This is a genomic window from Pontixanthobacter luteolus (assembly GCF_009828095.1).
GTDB classification, from domain to species: Bacteria; Pseudomonadota; Alphaproteobacteria; order Sphingomonadales; family Sphingomonadaceae; genus Pontixanthobacter; species Pontixanthobacter luteolus.
The window spans coordinates 1,369,577-1,386,775 of sequence record NZ_WTYP01000001.1 but is presented as its reverse complement, the minus strand read 5'-3'; the positions used below and the strand labels follow the sequence as shown (position 1 = coordinate 1,386,775).

At 58.5% G+C, this 17,199-nt stretch carries 14 protein-coding genes; 6 read left to right on the top strand and 8 right to left on the bottom strand.

Translation table 11 applies throughout. The annotated features are described in order from the left end of the window. On the bottom strand, positions 1-129 hold the full coding sequence (locus GRI43_RS14020) for a hypothetical protein (protein WP_268893573.1): 129 nt from the start codon (positions 127-129) through the stop codon (positions 1-3). Positions 130-199: 70 nt separating this feature from the next. Further along, positions 200-1,117, bottom strand: a complete 918-nt coding sequence (locus tag GRI43_RS06715) for a DMT family transporter (protein WP_338090018.1) — start codon at positions 1,115-1,117, stop codon at positions 200-202. Between the two features lie 89 nt (positions 1,118-1,206). On the opposite strand from GRI43_RS06715, the gene GRI43_RS06710 reads away from it, so the two are divergent. Then, positions 1,207-1,440 carry a hypothetical protein gene (locus GRI43_RS06710; protein ID WP_160730241.1) on the top strand — a complete coding sequence of 78 codons (234 nt, stop codon included), beginning with the start codon at positions 1,207-1,209 and terminating at the stop codon, positions 1,438-1,440. Between the two features lie 27 nt (positions 1,441-1,467). Here GRI43_RS06710 and GRI43_RS06705 read toward each other — a convergent pair whose 3' ends face one another. Next, complete coding sequence (locus tag GRI43_RS06705; protein ID WP_160730240.1) at positions 1,468-3,003, bottom strand: TadA family conjugal transfer-associated ATPase; 1,536 nt, start codon at positions 3,001-3,003, stop codon at positions 1,468-1,470. A gap of 212 nt (positions 3,004-3,215) precedes the next feature. Here GRI43_RS06705 and GRI43_RS06700 point away from each other — a divergent pair, with 212 nt between their 5' ends. From GRI43_RS06700 to GRI43_RS06685, 4 genes are all read left to right on the top strand, one after another. Further along, positions 3,216-4,583, top strand: coding sequence for a sulfatase-like hydrolase/transferase (locus GRI43_RS06700; protein ID WP_160730239.1), 1,368 nt, complete (start codon positions 3,216-3,218; stop codon positions 4,581-4,583). 75 nt (positions 4,584-4,658) lie between these two features. Next, positions 4,659-5,561 (top strand): DMT family transporter, encoded by a 903-nt coding sequence (locus tag GRI43_RS06695; RefSeq protein WP_160730238.1) that lies wholly within the window; start codon positions 4,659-4,661, stop codon positions 5,559-5,561. Between the two features lie 92 nt (positions 5,562-5,653). After that, the gene (glmS, locus tag GRI43_RS06690; protein ID WP_160730237.1) at positions 5,654-7,477 is read left to right on the top strand and encodes a glutamine--fructose-6-phosphate transaminase (isomerizing); all 1,824 of its coding nucleotides are present in this window, start codon (positions 5,654-5,656) and stop codon (positions 7,475-7,477) included. 75 nt (positions 7,478-7,552) lie between these two features. Further along, entirely contained in the window at positions 7,553-9,961 is a 2,409-nt protein-coding gene (locus tag GRI43_RS06685) for a putative bifunctional diguanylate cyclase/phosphodiesterase (protein WP_160730236.1), read from the top strand. 28 nt (positions 9,962-9,989) lie between these two features. Here the strand turns inward: GRI43_RS06685 and purQ are convergent, their stop codons facing one another. From purQ to GRI43_RS06660, 5 genes are all read right to left on the bottom strand, one after another. After that, positions 9,990-10,667 carry a phosphoribosylformylglycinamidine synthase subunit PurQ gene (purQ, locus tag GRI43_RS06680; protein WP_160730235.1) on the bottom strand — a complete coding sequence of 226 codons (678 nt, stop codon included), beginning with the start codon at positions 10,665-10,667 and terminating at the stop codon, positions 9,990-9,992. Continuing rightward, positions 10,667-10,906, bottom strand: a complete 240-nt coding sequence (purS, locus tag GRI43_RS06675; protein ID WP_160730234.1) for a phosphoribosylformylglycinamidine synthase subunit PurS — start codon at positions 10,904-10,906, stop codon at positions 10,667-10,669. The genes purQ and purS overlap by 1 nt, the downstream gene beginning before the upstream one ends. 97 nt (positions 10,907-11,003) lie before the next feature. Further along, positions 11,004-13,853 (bottom strand): M16 family metallopeptidase, encoded by a 2,850-nt coding sequence (locus GRI43_RS06670; protein WP_160730233.1) that lies wholly within the window; start codon positions 13,851-13,853, stop codon positions 11,004-11,006. Positions 13,854-13,912: 59 nt separating this feature from the next. Beyond that, a complete protein-coding gene (purC, locus tag GRI43_RS06665; RefSeq protein WP_160730232.1) occupies positions 13,913-14,713 on the bottom strand; it encodes a phosphoribosylaminoimidazolesuccinocarboxamide synthase in 801 nt (266 codons plus the stop codon). 118 nt (positions 14,714-14,831) lie between these two features. Beyond that, on the bottom strand, positions 14,832-16,136 hold the full coding sequence (locus GRI43_RS06660) for a cation:proton antiporter (protein ID WP_160730231.1): 1,305 nt from the start codon (positions 16,134-16,136) through the stop codon (positions 14,832-14,834). Positions 16,137-16,230: 94 nt separating this feature from the next. Between GRI43_RS06660 and GRI43_RS06655 the strand changes: the two genes are divergently transcribed. Continuing rightward, positions 16,231-17,193: a hypothetical protein gene (locus tag GRI43_RS06655; RefSeq protein WP_160730230.1), complete on the top strand. Its 963-nt coding sequence runs from the start codon at positions 16,231-16,233 to the stop codon at positions 17,191-17,193. Positions 17,194-17,199 lie beyond the last annotated feature (6 nt).

Sequence of the window (17,199 nt, the reverse complement as noted above, 5' to 3'; positions counted from 1 at the left end):
TTATGTTTCTTCGTCGACAGCGTCGGCAGCAGACTGAAGGTCATCGCCAACACCGCGCACGGTGTTGCAGGCGGCGGTGCCAAGCAGCATTGCGGCGAGGCCCGTCGAAATAAGGATCTTCTTGATCATATCGTGCTCCAAAAGGCCGGAATGGCCCGGGTGGAAAATAAACTACGTGACACGGTAATAGGTTCCGGCCTCAGGGTATACGGGGGACGGATCGAACCGCTGCTGCGACACGGTGTTCACGGTATGCGATAATCAGTCCTGCACCGATGATCAGCGGGGCGCCGATCCACAGGGCTGCGGTTGGCAGGCGGTCAAAAAACCAGAAACCGAACACAGTGGCCCACAGGAGCGAGCTGTAATCCATCACGATGACACTGGCGACTGCGCCGTATTTCAGCGCGGCAGTCAGCAGGAATTGTCCCAGCAATCCCGATAGTGCCAGCCCGCCGAGCAATGCCCATTGATAGGGTGAATGGGGCTCATAGGTGAAGGGCAATGCCAGGGCGAGCAGCGGGGCCGTGAATAGCGAGAAATAGAAAACGATCGTCATCGGGCTTTCAGTTCGGGTCAGATCGCGAATCTGGATCGATATGAGCGCGATCATGAATGGCGCGGCAAGCGCGACCATCGCGCCGAACAGCGGTATGTGTCCGTCACCTGGCTGGGCGATAATAAGAACCCCGGCGAAACCGAGAAAGACTGCTCCCCACCGGTAAAGGCCCACTTGTTCCTTCAACAGCAAGGCGGACAGAATTACTGCCCAGATTGCCGAGGTGAAGCCGAACGTGGTCGCTTCAGCCAGCGGGAGCAGGGTGACCGCGCCAAAGTTCAGGAACATTCCGGTGATGCCATACAGTGCGCGCTGCGCGTGTTTGCCAAGTCGCTGCGTTTTCAGCGCGGAAAGTGCGCCGGTGGATGCAAACCACAGAAGAAGGATCGGGATTGTTGGCAACTGCCGCCAGAACAGGATTTCGGCGAGATGGATACCGCTTTCACTGGATAATTTGACCAGCACCAGCATCACCGAAAGCACAAACGCAGCGCCCAGTCGGATCAACAGCGCGTAAAGCGGCCGCTGAACGGGTTCGGTGGTCTCTTCGCTGCTCACGGCGCAGCAATAGGGCAAGTTGCGCGTTGTGCAACGTGCAGGGCGCAGGCCATATTGCAAGCCGCATAACTCCTGCCCATATGCGCCGGGTGAACGCTATCGCCAATCATCTGTTATTTGCCAGCGAGGCCGAGCTGGTCGGACTGGGCGGGGCGGCTATGTTGGTGATGGCCGTGATCGCCCTGTGGGCAGAGCGCCGCCGGGCACGCACCGCGCGCTTCGACAATGTCGGCTGGGTGCCGTGGACCAGCATTTTCGTTTTCTGCACGATGATCGGATCAGCAATGATGTTGCTGGCGATAAAGAGCTTTGCCGCAGTTTAATGCGGTACGCGGCAGTAGAAGCCTGACTTAGAGGCAGGCTTCCAGATAGGCCTGATCGAAACCGAACTGGCGCGATTTTTCCAGTGTGTACGGGCGCAGGCCCGATGCGCGGAATTCACCGATGATCTTGCCGTCTTCGCTTTCGTCCAGATATTCGAACTTGAACAGCTCCTGCGTCACGATCACATCACCTTCCATCCCGATCACTTCGGTGATGTTGGTGGTGCGGCGCGAACCGTCGCGAAGACGTTTGACCTGTACGATCAGGTCGACCGATTCCGCGATCTGGCGCGAAATGGCTTCCTTCGGAATCTTGATGTCGCCCATAAGGATCATGTTTTCCATACGGCCAAGGCATTCGCGCGGGCTGTTGGCGTGAAGCGTACACATCGAACCGTCGTGGCCCGTGTTCATGGCGGCGAGAAGGTCGAAACATTCTGCACCACGAATCTCACCCAGGATGATCCGGTCAGGACGCATACGCAGAGCGTTCTTCACCAGGTCACCAATGGTAATCGCGCCTTGCCCTTCAAGGTTTGGCGGGCGCGTTTCCAGCGGCAACCAGTGCGGCTGTTGCAAACGGAGTTCCGCGGCATCCTCGATCGTCAGAACGCGTTCGCCCGGATCGATCATTTTCGACAGAGCGTTGAGCATGGTGGTTTTACCAGAACCCGTACCGCCGGAGATCACGATGTTCATCCGGCAAGCGCCCGCGATTTTCAGCGCGGTACACATCTTGTCATCCATCGAACCGAAACCCTTGAGCATGTCGAGCGTGATCGGTTTTTCAGAGAATTTACGAATCGAGATCGCGGTGCCTTTGAGAGACAGAGGCGGGACGATCACGTTGACACGGCTACCGTCCTTGAGACGGGCGTCGGCGAGTGGTGTGGTCTGGTCGACGCGGCGGCCGACCTGGTTCACGATCCGCTGCGCGATCTGGAACAGATGCTGTTCGTCGCGGAACTGGATCGGGGCGATGATCAGTTTACCGCCTTTTTCAATGTAGGTCTGCTGCGGGCCATTGACCATAATATCGGATACATCCGGGTCGCCCAGCAGTTCTTCCAACGGGCCGAACCCGAGGAGTTCGTCGATCAGCACCTTTTCCAGCGCGAACTGTTCGCGGCGGTTCAGCGTGACCTTGAGTTCCGCCAGCACTTCCATGATGATCGGGCGGAATTCTTCGCTCAATTCTTCCTTGCTGAGCGTTGCGGCCGCTTCCGGATCGACGCGTTCGAGCAAGCGCGGCAGCACCTGCTCCTTGATCTTGTGAACACTGGCTTCGAAACCGCCAACTTCAGTCTGGTCCGCCATGACCGCATTGGCGCGGTCGGTCAGGCGGGTCATTGCATCGCTTTTGTTCGGCTGGCCGCCGCCGCTTTCGGCTGAGGCCTCGCCTTCGCCCGGCAGGGGCGGGAATTGCTCGCCCCCTGGCAGAGGTGCGTCGTCTTTTGGCGCTGGTTTACTATCGCCGCCCTTCATGGGGCGCGCGACACCGAAAGACGGACGGCCACCGGAATTCATCCCGCCAGGTCCATTCTTACGTCCAAAAGCGCTCATCGAGAGTCCCCTCATGTGGGCCAAAGCCCGGTAAATCCTAAATCTCTGCTGACGCGTTATGCCCAAGCAGTTGTGATCAGAAATGGTGAATAGGTTGGAAACCTTATTTTTTCCTAAACGCGCAAATCTGCGGGCCGGTGCGGCACGAACGCTTTGTTAACCACCTTTGGATATCGTTCTTTATCAGTCGAGTACCGATCGCAGGGGGTATCATGAGCGGGCTTTTCAAATTCGAGCTATTCAAGGAAATGCCTTGGAAGTGGGCGCTTTGGTGGGTGCTGCTACCAAACCTCGCAATTGTGGCGATGTGGCCGGTCGGTGGACCTTCGATGGCTACCCCTATGTTCCTGTGCGGCATTTTTGCGATGATTGCAGCGCAGCAGCCACACCGAGTGATCCGCATGGGCGCGATGCTAGGCATCTTTCTGACGGTTCTGGCGGTTTACGTGACCAAATCATTCAACATTGGTTTGAAGAACATCATCCATGTCGATCAATACGTAGGCGAGCTGTCGCCGGCGCAGTCGCCTGAATATGTGGCCGCTGGCGTGATCCTGCTGATTTCCATGGGCCTGGCTCTTCATTTCGGCTCTCGCACGCACAAGTTCGTTTCACGGCAACAATATGTGATGGCCTTTGCTGCGGTCGCACTGTTGGTGAATGTCGATACGCTGGCAACGGAAGGGACAAGGGGCAGTTACAAAGCCGTCGCGCCGGCCGGGACTCCGATTGATTCCGCGATCCTGCAAAATGGTATCAATCCTCAATCGATTGCGGCGAAGAACCTGATTGTCATTGTTGTTGAGAGCTGGGGTGTTCCGAATAACGATTTTGACCAAAGTATCGATCGCGCTGTGTGGGATACATCCCAGCTGCAGCAACGCTACACGGCCTCGCGCGGGATCAGCGAATATTATGGCTCCACAACCAACGCCGAAGTGCGTGAATTGTGCGGCGTATGGGCGGATCATAACTCGTTCGACTTCGACAACTCCCACTGCCTTCCAGAACGCTTCAGGGAAGCCGGTTTTTCGGCAACCGCATATCATTCGTTCAACAGCGAATTTTTCAGTCGCTGGGAATGGTATCCCAAGCTCGGCTTCGAGAGCAGTCACTTTGAAGAAAGTCTCCGCGCAGATGGTGCGCATTTCTGTGACGGCGTCTTTGCTGGCGCGTGTGACGTCGATGTGCCGGCAGTCTTCGGCAAGGATCTGAAAAACTCCAAATCCGAGAGAAATTTCGTTTACTGGCTAACGCTTAACGCGCACCTTCCGGTTGCTTCGGACGAGGTTCTCGGGACGGAAAATTGTACGCTGGGAGATGCAGACTGGCGTGACAGTTACCCGATGCTATGTCGCAGCTACCGCGTTCACGAACTGGTGGCGGATTCGATCTTTAAAGAGATCATGTCGGACGATTTCCCTGAATCCGACATTCTGATCGTGGGTGATCATATGCCTCCGTTTTTCCCGCGTGCAATCCGGTCTCGTTTCGATGCCGCGCACGTGCCTTGGATCTACCTGCAAAACAGGGAAGCACTCGAGCGTAAAGCCGCTGCCTCCAGCCAGCACGCACCCTAGGCAGGCCCGCTGCGAAAGTCTGTGCTGGCAATTTGCCAATCTCCGCCATAGGGCGCCTCTTTCGCAGGGGCACTGATGGCAGAACACGATACCAGAACCGGATTGCTGTACGCGCTGGCAGGCTTTGCGTTATTGTCGGTTGGCGATGCTGTGATCAAAACGATGGCCGGCCAGTGGTCGCCAATCGCGGTAGCTGCACTGAGGTTTGTATTCGGGGCAATCGGATTGTCTGCGCTGTTGCTGGTCCAGCAAGGCCCACCGGCTTTTCGCCCGCGCAGGCCATGGCTGCAATTTGGCCGGGGCCTGTGCCTCGCAATGGCGACGATTGGCTTCTTTTCGGCAGTTTTCCTGATGCCGCTTGCAGAGGCGACATCGCTGATTTTCGTTGCTCCCATTATCACGGCCATCCTCAGTGGTCCGATCTTGAAAGAGCGTGTCCCGCGGATAACGTGGCTGGCATCGCTTGCTGCGTTTGGCGGCGTGATGCTCATCTTGCGCCCGAATTTTCTGGAACTGGGCTGGGCGGCGTGTCTGCCGCTGGGTTCTGCGCTGTTCATGAGCCTTCTGGTCTTGGCCAACAGGGCGGTTGCGCGTGACGGAAGTGCCCTTTCGATGCAGGTTTTCATGGCTGGGGTTGCTGCGCCCACTCTGATCCTTGCTGCTGCCGCGGGTCATTTCAGCGGTGAACCAATCTTGTCGATCGGCGTGCCTGACTGGACGGTGATCGCCCGCTGCGCGCTTGTCGCGGTAACTGCCAGCACAGCGCACTGGCTGGTGTTCATCGGCACGACGAAAGCGGGCGCGGCCACCATTGCGCCCATGACTTACGTGCAGATACTGGTCGCAGCATCGCTTGGCTGGCTGTGGTTCGGCGATGTGCCTGACATTGCCACATTTGCCGGTGCGGGCATCATCATCGCTGCCGGTTTGATGCTGTGGTACGCGGGCAGACCGCGAACACAGCCAATCAGCGATTGAAACGACTGCAGCAGTCGCTACACGAAGCGGAAAGCTGTTTCGGGTAAAGCTGCCCGAACATTTGCAAGAACTTGAAAGTAAGGCTTCATTCCATGTGCGGTATTATCGGGATTGTCAGCGAAAACCAGGTTGCGGATCGGCTAGTCGATGGCCTGAGGCGGATGGAATATCGCGGCTATGACAGTGCAGGGGTGTGCACAATCGATAACGGGCAGCTGGTGCGCCGCAGGGCGCAGGGCAAGCTGAACAATCTGGTCGAAGAGCTGGCTGGCAATCCGGCACCCGGAACGATCGGCATAGCCCATACCCGCTGGGCCACGCATGGCGCGCCAACCACACACAACGCGCACCCGCACGCGACTGGCGAGGTTGCTCTGGTCCACAACGGAATTATCGAGAATTTCAAGCAGCTGCGCGATGATCTGATCGCAAAGGGCCGGTCGCTGGAAAGCGACACCGATACAGAGGCGGTTGCGCATCTGGTGTCGGAAGAGATTGAAGGCGGCGCCAGCCCCGAAGATGCGGTGAAGGCAGTGCTGCCGAAACTTCGCGGAGCTTTCGCTCTGGCGATTGCATTCCGTCAGAATCCGGACCTGCTCATCGGCGCACGCCTCGGCTCGCCGCTGGTCGTGGGTTACGGCGAAGGCGAAATGTTCCTTGGTTCCGATGCACTCGCACTGGCCCCACTGACCCAGAAAATCGCCTATCTGGAAGAAGGTGATTGGGTCGTGATCACCAAGGGTGAGGCGCGGATATTCGACAGTGAAAACAATTCGGTAGAGCGCGAAATTACGACTTCGGGAGCGTCGGCAGCTGCAGTAGAGAAGGGCAATTACCGCCACTACATGCAGAAAGAGATTTTCGAGCAGCCGACCGTGGTCGCGCAGACATTGCAGAGCTATGTTCACCGGGCTCAGGAAACCGTGGCACTGCCGCAGATCGATTTCGACCTTTCCACGATCAAACGCGTCACCATCGTCGCCTGCGGAACCTCGTTTTACGCTGGGATGGTCGCGAAATACTGGTTCGAACAGTTTGCCCGAGTGCCGGTCGATATCGATGTCGCGAGCGAATTCCGCTACCGCGAACCGGTGCTGGAAGATGGCGGGCTAGCCCTGTTCATTTCGCAGTCGGGTGAAACCGCAGACACGCTCGCAGCGCTGCGTCACTGCAAACAGGCAGGGCAAACCATCGGCGTGGTCGTCAACGTGCCGACCAGCTCGATGGCACGCGAGGCCGATCTTCTACTTCCGACCCATGCCGGTCCAGAGATCGGCGTTGCTTCGACCAAGGCGTTTACCTGCCAACTGGCAGTGCTTGCCGCTCTCGCTGCGCATCTGGCGGTGAAGAAAGGCCACATGAGCCGGGATGAAGAACGCGAGGTGGTTGGACACCTTCTTGAGGCACCTGCGTGTCTGAATGCGGCGCTCGATCACGATGACGATATCGCCAGCATGGCTCATCTGATCGCTCCGGCGCGCGACGTACTGTATCTGGGCCGCGGGCCTGACTTCCCGCTGGCACTCGAGGGTGCGCTTAAACTCAAGGAAATCAGCTATATCCACGCCGAAGGGTATGCTTCGGGTGAAATGAAACATGGCCCGATTGCGCTGATAGATGATCAGGTTCCGGTCATCGTTATTGCGCCATCTGGTCCGCTGTTTGAAAAAACCGTCTCCAACATGGAGGAGGTCCGTGCGCGCGGTGGCCAAATTGTACTGATCTCCGACCGTGAAGGTCTGGACGCGGCGGGCGAAGGTTGCATCGCGACGATCGAGATGCCGCGTGTTCACCCGCTTATCGCTCCGCTGGTTTACGCTGTGCCTGTCCAACTGCTCGCCTATCATACGGCTTGCGTTAAAGGCACCGATGTCGACCAGCCGCGAAACCTCGCCAAATCGGTGACGGTCGAGTGATGGTGTGAGCAGGAATTTTCCTTTAAGTTTTTGATCTGAAGTAATTTTGCCCCGCTCTTAATGCCGGGTCGGGGCATGTTTGCGCGGGGGGTGTTTTACTGCCCGCTAACCTTTCTCGGTTACCGGCAACGGGTGAACAAAAACCCATCTGACCTTCCCGCGCTGCCGGCGCGCCTTCCTGCGCTGGCTGTCGTCGGAATCACCAGTCCCGGACAGGATGACTGGGCGCGCCTGCGCGGCCTGCAATACGCCAAGTTGGCCAAGGGGGTTTTGCCGCGCATGATCGCGCACGGCGTGGCCGCAGCGCTGGTGTTCTGGATTTTCTGGGCAAGCGTAGGGCCGATTGCAATTGCCGCCTGGACTGCGGCGCTGGCCGGCGTGCTTTATTACGGAAACCGCTGCGATCAGGGTTTGGCTGATGCCGAAAGCCGGCGGCTGACCCGCGACGAATTTCGCAAACACTGGGTCGCGGTGGTACTTATCAGCTTGGTTTGGTGCATACCGATAGTCGGCTTTTCATTACTGGCGGGCCCGCGGGAATTGCTCGCCATATGGGCCATAGCCTGCACTCTTTCAGTTGGATCCGCGCTGGTTGTGGCGGCTGCTCCGCTGGGGACCATCATATTTGTGACCATCACGGCGCTGGCGGCGGCCATTACCGGCTTGATCCTCGGCGATTATGCCACTTCCGCGATCACCATGTTCTTCGCTGGCCTGCTTTGTGTGGGAACGATTGAAAGCGCACGAACCTACCTCACCGCACGAATTGCCGAAGCAGGTGTTGCTGAGAAAAGCGAAGTCGTGTCGCTGCTTCTTCGCGAATTTGAGGAAAACCAGGCCGATTGGCTATGGCAGGTCGATACCAACCGCAAGGTGCGCAGCATCTCCCCGCGTTTCGCATTCGCGCTGGGCAAGCCGCCGGAAGAGATCGAAGGCAAGCCATTCATCCAGCTGATTGCAGGCGATGCTTGGGAGACGGGGCATTTCGTGCCGAGCCTTCACGATCTGGCCGAGAGGCTCAAGCGGCGTGAGAACTTCTCCAATCTGATCGTCAAGGTCACCATCAACGCAGAGCATCGCTGGTGGGAGCTTTCCGGCACACCGATCCTCGATGAACAGGGTACCTATATGGGGTTCCGGGGCGTGGGATCTGATGTGACCGAGCAGCGCGAATCGAGCGAGAAGATCGCCTATCTCGCACGGTACGATACGCTTACCGGTCTACCGAACCGGCTGATGCTCAACGAGGCGCTGCGTGATGCGATCCGCTATGCGGAACAATGGCGCACGCGCTGTGCGTTCCTGATGCTGGACCTGGACCGGTTCAAGGCCGTGAACGATTCGCTCGGCCATCTGGTCGGCGACCAATTGCTGGCGAAGGTGTCGAAACGGCTCAAGGAATTGATGGACGATAACACGATGTGCGGCCGTCTGGGCGGGGATGAGTTCGCAATCGTGATCAGGGACGCATCCGAAAAGGGCACGATCGAAAATCTGGCGCGCAAGGTGATCGCACGGCTTTCCCAGCCTTACGACATCGATAACCATACTTTGTATGTCGGGGCCAGTGTCGGTTCGGCTGTCGGCCCGCGAGACGGCAATTCCGTTGAAGAGATTATGCGCAATTCGGACCTCGCATTGTACCGCGCGAAGGATGAAGGCGGGGGCGAGCACTTCGCCTATGAACCGTCGCTACACGCATCAGCGGAGGAGCGGCGCAAACTCGAATTTTCGCTCCGGCGTGCGCTTGAACGCAACGAGATGTCGCTCAACTTTCAGCCTGTGGTCGATGCGCATGAGGAAACAATTGTCAGCTTCGAAGCCCTGCTGCGCTGGAACAGCCAGGAACATGGCTTTGTGCCGCCTGACAAATTCATCCCGCTGGCAGAGGATACGCGCCTGATCGTGCCGATAGGAACTTGGGTGCTGGAACAGGCCTGCCTAGAGGCGACGCGGTGGCCGCGCCATGTGCGGATCGCGGTAAACGTATCGGGCGAACAATTGATCGAACCGGAATTTGCCGCCTCTGTCATTCGTGCGCTGTCGCAAAGCGGACTGGAGGCGAGCCGGCTCGAAATCGAAGTTACGGAAAGTATCTTCCTGCGCGATGCGAATATCGCCAGGGCCGCTCTCGAACAGGTGATCGCACTGGGCTGCACCGTCGCGCTGGACGATTTCGGCACCGGCTATTCTTCGCTGGGGTATCTCCGCAAGCTGAGCTTCTCGACCATTAAGGTCGACCGCAGCTTCGTTCAGGGTGCGGCGCAAAACAGTGCCGAAAGCCTGGCGATTATCCGCGCAGTTGTGGCCATGGCCGACAGCCTTGAAATGACCACGACCGCCGAAGGAGTTGAGAATGCGGAGGAAGCTGAATTGATCCGCAAACTCGGCTGCACAAAGATCCAGGGTTACTACTTCGGCCGACCGATGCCGGCGGTCGAAGCGTTGTCACTGTTTGAAGACGGCGGACGTTTGATCGCCTGATCGCCTGATCGCATGGAGCGAGCGCCGGTCAGGCGTGAACAAGCCCGTGCACAGCGTTTTCAAATAGAGTGCGCCCGTCGGTGCCGCCATGTTCCGGTTCAATCGCCCGCTCAGGGTGCGGCATCATGCCCAGCACATTGCCGGCCTGGTTCAGGATACCGGCAATATCACGGCGGGAACCGTTGCAGCTCTCAAGATAGCGGAATGCCACGCGGCCTTCGCCTTCAAGCCGGTCGAGAGTGTCCTCATCGGCAAAGAAATTGCCATCGTGATGGGCAACCGGAATATGGATCGTTTCACCCGCTTCATAGCCGCCGGTAAACAGGCTCTGGTTGTTTTCAACCTTGAGAGCGACCGTGCGGCAGATGAAATTCTGGCTCGCATTGCGCATCAGGGCGCCGGGCAGCAGGCCGCTTTCCGTCAACACCTGAAAACCGTTGCATACACCCAGAACCGGCACGCCGCGTTCAGCGGCAGCAATGACTGCCTTCATGATCGGACTGCGCGCGGCCATTGCGCCTGAACGGAGGTAGTCGCCGTAGGAGAAGCCGCCTGGCAGGGCGATGAAATCCAGTTTTTCGGGAAGTTCGGCATCACCGTGCCACACGCGCAAAGGCGCTGAGCCAGAGACCTTGGCCAGTGCCTCGGCCATATCCCGGTCGCAGTTGGAACCCGGGAAAGTGATTACGGCAGAACGAAACGACATTAGGCTGTTTCCAGTTTTTCGATCCGGTAGTTTTCGATGACCATATTGGCGAGCAATTTGCGGCACATCTGATCGAGATCATCATCGCTCGTATCATCTGCCACGTCGAGTTCGATCAGTTTGCCTGCGCGAACATCATTCACGCCTGCGAAGCCAAGCGCTTCGAGTTCGTGATGGATTGCGCGGCCCTGCGGGTCGAGCACGCCGGGTTTCAGCGAAACGTGAATGTGGACTTTCATGGGCGAGTGCTCCCGCATATGGCGCAGCGGCGCCGGGTTCGAACTTGCCCGCAGCCTATGACGTGCGACTCGCTTCGCTGCAAGGCGAAGCTGGCCATTATCCGCCGCTGACGGTTTCGTGCTTTGCCTTGCTCTCGTGCAGGACCAGCACTTCGACAGCGGCATCTTCGCTCAAATACCTTTCCGCCATCATGCGGACGTCCTCTGCGGAAATGCCTTTGATGACGTCTTCCGATTTCAGAAAGCGGGCGATGTCTTCTGGATGGGATTGGGCCCTATCAACGAGGCCGAGCCAGCTTCCATTGCTTTTCAGGGCATTGGAATACGCCTCCAGCAAGGGCTGACGCGCTCGGGCAAGGGTGTCGGCATCAACCGCATGTTCTCTGAGCGCATTGACCGCTCTGGATATCGCCGCGCGGGTTTCCTCGATGTCGGACACGTCCACTGATGCTGTTATAGAGAAGGTCCCATAACCCGGGAAAATCCCCGACAGTGCATTGCTGGAGGTTGGCGAATACGCCTTGCCCAATTTCTCGCGCAGCTCTTCCTGAAGCCACAGCCGGGTCACCCGTTCCAGTAGCTCGAGCGTCTGCGCTTCGCGCAAGTCTTCATCGTCGCGGGTGGGCCACGTATAACGCAGCAAGGCCTGATCAGGTTCGCCCTGATGGGTGACAATCCTTTGAGAGCGGTTGGCCGTGAATTGGCGCTGGCGCGCATCTGCATACGGGCGGAACTCCATTTCACGCTGCGGAAGCGCGCCTAGCGTGGCTGCCACCAGATCGATCGCCTGTTGCGGGTCGAAATCGCCGACCAGGGCAATCTCCAGCGCTCCTTCCCTCAAGCGACCGCTGATATCCGCCTGCAATTGGCTGAATGTCCTGGCCTTCATCGCCTTCTCGCTTTGCAACGAAAAACGCGGGTCAGCGTCAGACAGGATGCTGCCGAGAGAGGCTGACAGAGCATTGCCGGGCGTCGCGTCCAGGGTCTTGAAATAATTGGTTACATTGCGGCGATACCGGGTCTGTGCCTCTTTGCGATAACCCGGATCGGTCAGCGTCGCTGCAAGCAGTTGGAGCTGCAACTCCAGATCACGCCCCGTGGTGGTGCCGCTGCTGACAAAAGTATCGCTGCCGCTGCTGATCGTGATGCGGGCGTTGCGCCCGGCAAGTATGGTCTGGAGTTCATCGACCGAGTGTTTGCCTAAGCCGCCAGCAGGCATCGCTGCGACAAGTGACGTCACAAGCGGGTTCTGTCTGGTGTTGAGCAAATCGCCGCCATCGACATTCATCCTGAAACTGATCCGATCCTGCGACAGGTCAGTCTGTTTCAGGTTAAGCATCACGCCATTTGCAAATCGGATTTTTCGGATGCCGAGATCGGCGTCTTTCTCATCTGACAGGACCTGTCCGGCTGGCCCAAAATCGGTATAGGCGAATTGACTGGCGGCAATTGTTTCAGGTCTGCTGATCTTGCGCGAGGCGAGCTCGTTCCAGCTTGAACGAAGCGCCGCTGCCCCGCCATCCGGGGCGATTCTGCCACGGAACCGGATCATCGGATTGTCGAGCCGTGCAGCATCGTTCCTTACCGCAGCCAGCACAGCAGCAGGAGTTATGTAGGGTGCAAAACGTTCAAATCGTTCGAGCGAACTTTGCGGAGTGGAGGGAACAATCCCGTCGTCGATCAGAGCAGACGCAGCTCTGATCAGGCTGCTATTGCGCCGGGTGGATGCTGCTGAAACTGCGTTTTCCTGCCCGGCGCGTGTTCGCGCGACCTGTTCGCTTACCTCAGCATCGGAGAAGCCGAACGCGAGAGCGGTCCGGAGAGTCAACGCGGCAGCTTCCAGACCCTTTGCCCATCCGCCATCGGCGGTATCAACGATCAGGTTGGTGGTCCGCCCATCTTCGAAAATCGTGCCGGTGCCGAAACCTGCCGAACGAAAGGGCGCATCCTCCCCTTGGGCAAGGCGCTGTAGCCGGCGGTTGATCACCCTGTATCCAATTTGCCGAAGCAGGTTCTGCTGGCGGCTAGCCACGGTGTCGATCTCGTCCAGCGCGGCTGTGTTGCGGGATATCGCAACCCGTTCGGACAATGCCGGATCGAGGTAAATGTCCGTTTCACCGGCACGCTCCAGCGCGATCGGCCCTACCGGTGGTTCAACCGGCAATGGTGCTGCCGCCCAGTCTGAAAAATGGTCACGGATCGCTGTTTCTACGCTGTCAGTTTCGAAATCGCCGACGATCATCAGCACCGTGTTGGCTGGTACGTATTCACGCGCGTAAAATTCGCGGAACTGATCGGCAGTTGCTTGCTCAAGCACTTCGGGAATGCCGATCGGAAAACGATCGATATAACGCGCGCCGGGGGTGAGGAATGCGAAGCGGTCTTCCGTCTCTCGCTGCGAATAATTCCGGCGGTCGCGGCGCTCTGCCAGAATAACGCCGCGTTCCCGGTCGATAGCGTCCGGGTTCAGATTGAGTTCGCTAGCGGTCTCGCGCATCAGCATCAGCGCAGTGTCCAGCAGAGCCGGATCATTTCGTGGCAGGTCAAGCCGGTAACTGGTGTTCTCGAAACCGGTGCTGGCGTTGGTGTCGGCACCGAATGCCAGACCTTCGCGTTCCAGCAATTTGATCATCTCGCCTTCCGGAATGCGCCGTGATCCATTGAACGCCATGTGCTCAAGAAAGTGCGCCAGCCCGCGTTCCTCATCGCGTTCCGACAGAGAGCCGGAACCGATCTGCATCCGCACCAGCGCGGTACCTTCTGGCCGGTTGTTTTCGCGAATGATGTAGCGGAGCCCGTTTTCGAGCACGCCAAAACGAAACGCCGGGTCTACCGGAACATCGCTTTCCTCGAATGCCCATACTGGCTGCGCAGGCGGCGCAGTTTCCTGCCCGAGAACCGGAGCGGAGAATACAAGCGAAAATGCAGCAGCGAGGGCGAATCTCATCTCAGGTCAGCGGCCTAATCCAAAGGCGCTGTCGAGACGATTAACGGCCCGCAGCTGACTTACTTCTTCGGCTTGGTTTCGCGCAATTTGCCGCGGTGCGCGCTGAGGTCGAACACTTCGCCAGGGCCGTTGTCCTCATTACCGAGAATTCCCAAGCGGCGCGCCACTTCCTGATAGGCCTCTTCCTCGCCGCCAAGATCACGGCGGAACCGGTCCTTGTCGAGCTTCTCGTTGGTTTTCATATCCCACAGGCGGCAGCCGTCGGGGCTGATTTCATCGGCCAGAATAATGCGGCTGAAGTCGCCGTCATACATGCGGCCGAATTCCAGTTTGAAGTCGATCAGGCGGATGTCGATTGCTGCGAACATCCCGCAAAGGAAATCGTTGATCCGGATTGCCATGCTGGAAATGTCCTGCATTTCGTCCTGGCTGGCCCAGTTGAAGCAGGCGATGTGTTCTTCGCCGACCAGTGGATCGCCCAGCGCATCGTCCTTGTAACAATATTCGATCAGCGTGTGCGGCAGTGGCTCACCTTCTTCGAGGCCAAGCCGTGTGCAGATTGAGCCTGCCGCAACATTGCGCACTATCACTTCGATCGGAACAATTTCCACCTGCCGGACCAGCTGTTCGCGCATGTTGAGGCGCCGAATGAAGTGTGTCGGGATGCCGATATGGCTAAGCCGGGTGAACACATATTCGCTGATGCGATTGTTGATCACACCCTTGCCGTTGATCGTGCCTTTCTTCTGCGCGTTGAATGCGGTGGCATCATCCTTGAAATACTGGATGATCGTGCCTGGCTCAGGACCTTCGTAGAGAATCTTGGCCTTGCCTTCATAAATCTGGCGACGACGGGACATGGGCGTTTCCTTCGGTGCGCTTACAGGCGCGAAAAATGCAGCGCCCCGGCTGACGAAACGGTCCGCTTCGAACGCCGGGGCGTGCGCGGCTTTTACCGTCAGTGAGGCGAAAGTGCAATCAGTGAGCGGAAGGCGAACTTTCTTCTTCCACCGCTGGTGCGTGTTCGGCCTTCAGGCTCTCGATCAGCTTGCCCAGGGTGGCACGCTGAACAAGGACAGAGAACAGGACCGCGGCAAAGGTTGCAGCAAGCAGCAGGTCGCGCGTGGGCCCGGCGGGCAGCGACAGCGCGAGAGCAATCGAGATGCCCCCGCGCAGGCCGCCCCACCACAGCACGCGTCCGGCGCCTCTATTGTCCAGCCGCGCGGCGGGAATGATCTTGGTTGCGCTGCCGACCGCGATTGCCCGCGCTGCCAGGGTGATGACAATCGCTGCCAATCCGAAGATTGCCGCATCGGTTCCGGGCGCGAGGGCAATCAATTCGAGACCGATCAACAGGAACAGCACGGAATTCAGCAATTCGTCGACCAGCTCCCAGAACTTGATCAGATAATCGCGGGTCACATCACTCATCGCATAGGTAACCCCGTGATTGCCGATCAGCAGACCTGCAACAGCCATCGCGAGCGGCCCGGAAATGTGCAGCTGGGTGCACAGCGCATAGCCGCCCATCACGATTGCGAGTGTGATCAGCACTTCCAGCGTGTATTCATCCATGCTGGCAAGCGCACGGTAGCCGATGAAGCCGAATACCAGGCCGACCAGCACGCCGCCACCAGCCTCGATCGCGAACAGGCGGGCCCCTTCGGCAAGCGAGAAATCGTTGCCGGTAACTGCTGCGCCGAGCAGGATCACGAACACCACGATGCCCACGCCGTCATTGAACAGGCTCTCGCCGGCGACCGCAGACTGAAGCGATGCCGGGACATTTTCTTCCTTGAGAACGCCCAGTACCGAAACCGGGTCAGTCGGCGAAATCAGCGCGCCGAACACGAAGTACCAGATCGGGGTAATCGGAAGGCCGAGCAGCAAGCCAAGCCCCCAGCTTGCCGCACCGATCAGCAATGTCGAAATTACGACACCGACCGTAGACAGCAACAGCACCGGCAGCCAGGCGACCCTCAACCGGTCCAGATCGACATGCAATGCACCGGCGAACAATAGAAAACTGAGCATGCCCTGCAGCAGCGTGTCGGTGAAATCCATCTGTTCGAGGAGGCTGGCGACCCAGTCATCCAGGATAATCCCCGGAATGAAAGCGTCCGCCACCATCAGGCCGATTGCGCCCAGCGCGCCCATTACGGTCAGGCCGATGACATGGGGCAATTTGATGAAATGATGGTTCAGCCAGCCGAGGAAAGCAGAGGCAACCACGAGGATCGCGGCAATATCGAAAGGCGAAAGCGTGGTCGATGTTTCGTGCATTCACAGCGCATACCCCGCGTGCCGGGCGATTCCAATCAAATGCGCAATCGTTCAGATACTTGCCGCGCAGCGTGCGGTCAGCCAGAACCGCCTTATGGCCGCAGCGTCTTCTCTGGAAAGCGAACGCTTTCATTATCGCCACTCAGGCGTGCGCATTTGTTCGGACATTCATTTGCCCGAGTGGATGGCGTTCGCAGATGACGAGCAGGGCGCGAGCGGCGTGGATATTCGCATAATTCTTGCGCCCGATGCGGGGCCGGCAGAGCCGCCACCGGGGCATGGAACTTACGACGATGGGACGCTTTGCTTCGCGGTCGATGGCATCGGATCATGGACGGTTAGTGGCGGGGCCGAGATTGCCGTACATCCCCATCCGGGCGTTGGGGCGAGGGAGCTGCGGCTTTTTACACTCGGCAGCGCATGGGGTGCGCTGGGTTATCAGCGCGGCTGGGCCATGTTGCATGGCAGCGCTGTGGCGAGGAATGACCGCGCGGTTCTGTTTTGCGGGGATGCGGGCCAAGGCAAATCGACGCTGGCCGCGGCGATGACTGAACGCGGCTGGAAGCTGGTCGGTGACGATTTGAGCCGGATCGAGCCGGGCGGGGCAGGGCATACACCGATGATCCACCCGTCATCTGCCCGGCTCAAATTGTGGGACAGCGCGCTTCATTATCTGGGATTGAATAGCGAGGGGCTGGAGCGCGATTTCTTCCGCGACGAAAAATACCACCTTGCTGTTCATCCCGGCCAACTGGCAGCCCACCCGATGCCGCTGGCTGCGGTTTTCATCCTCGGATGGGATGATCGGCTTACCGCCGAAAGGCTACGCGGGGCGGAGGCCGTGCGCGGACTGGCCGAGGCATCGATGTACAGAAAGGAATACCTGGAATTGATGGGCACGCTTGCTGAACAGATCGTCCATTGTGCGCGGATCGCCAGCAATGTCCCGATCTACCGGATAGGCAGGCCGAGGGATTTCAAATTGCTGCCGAATGTGTGTTTGCAGGTCGATAAAATGCTTTCAGACATTGCAGCCGTGCGCGATCTGGCCGAGTAGACGGGC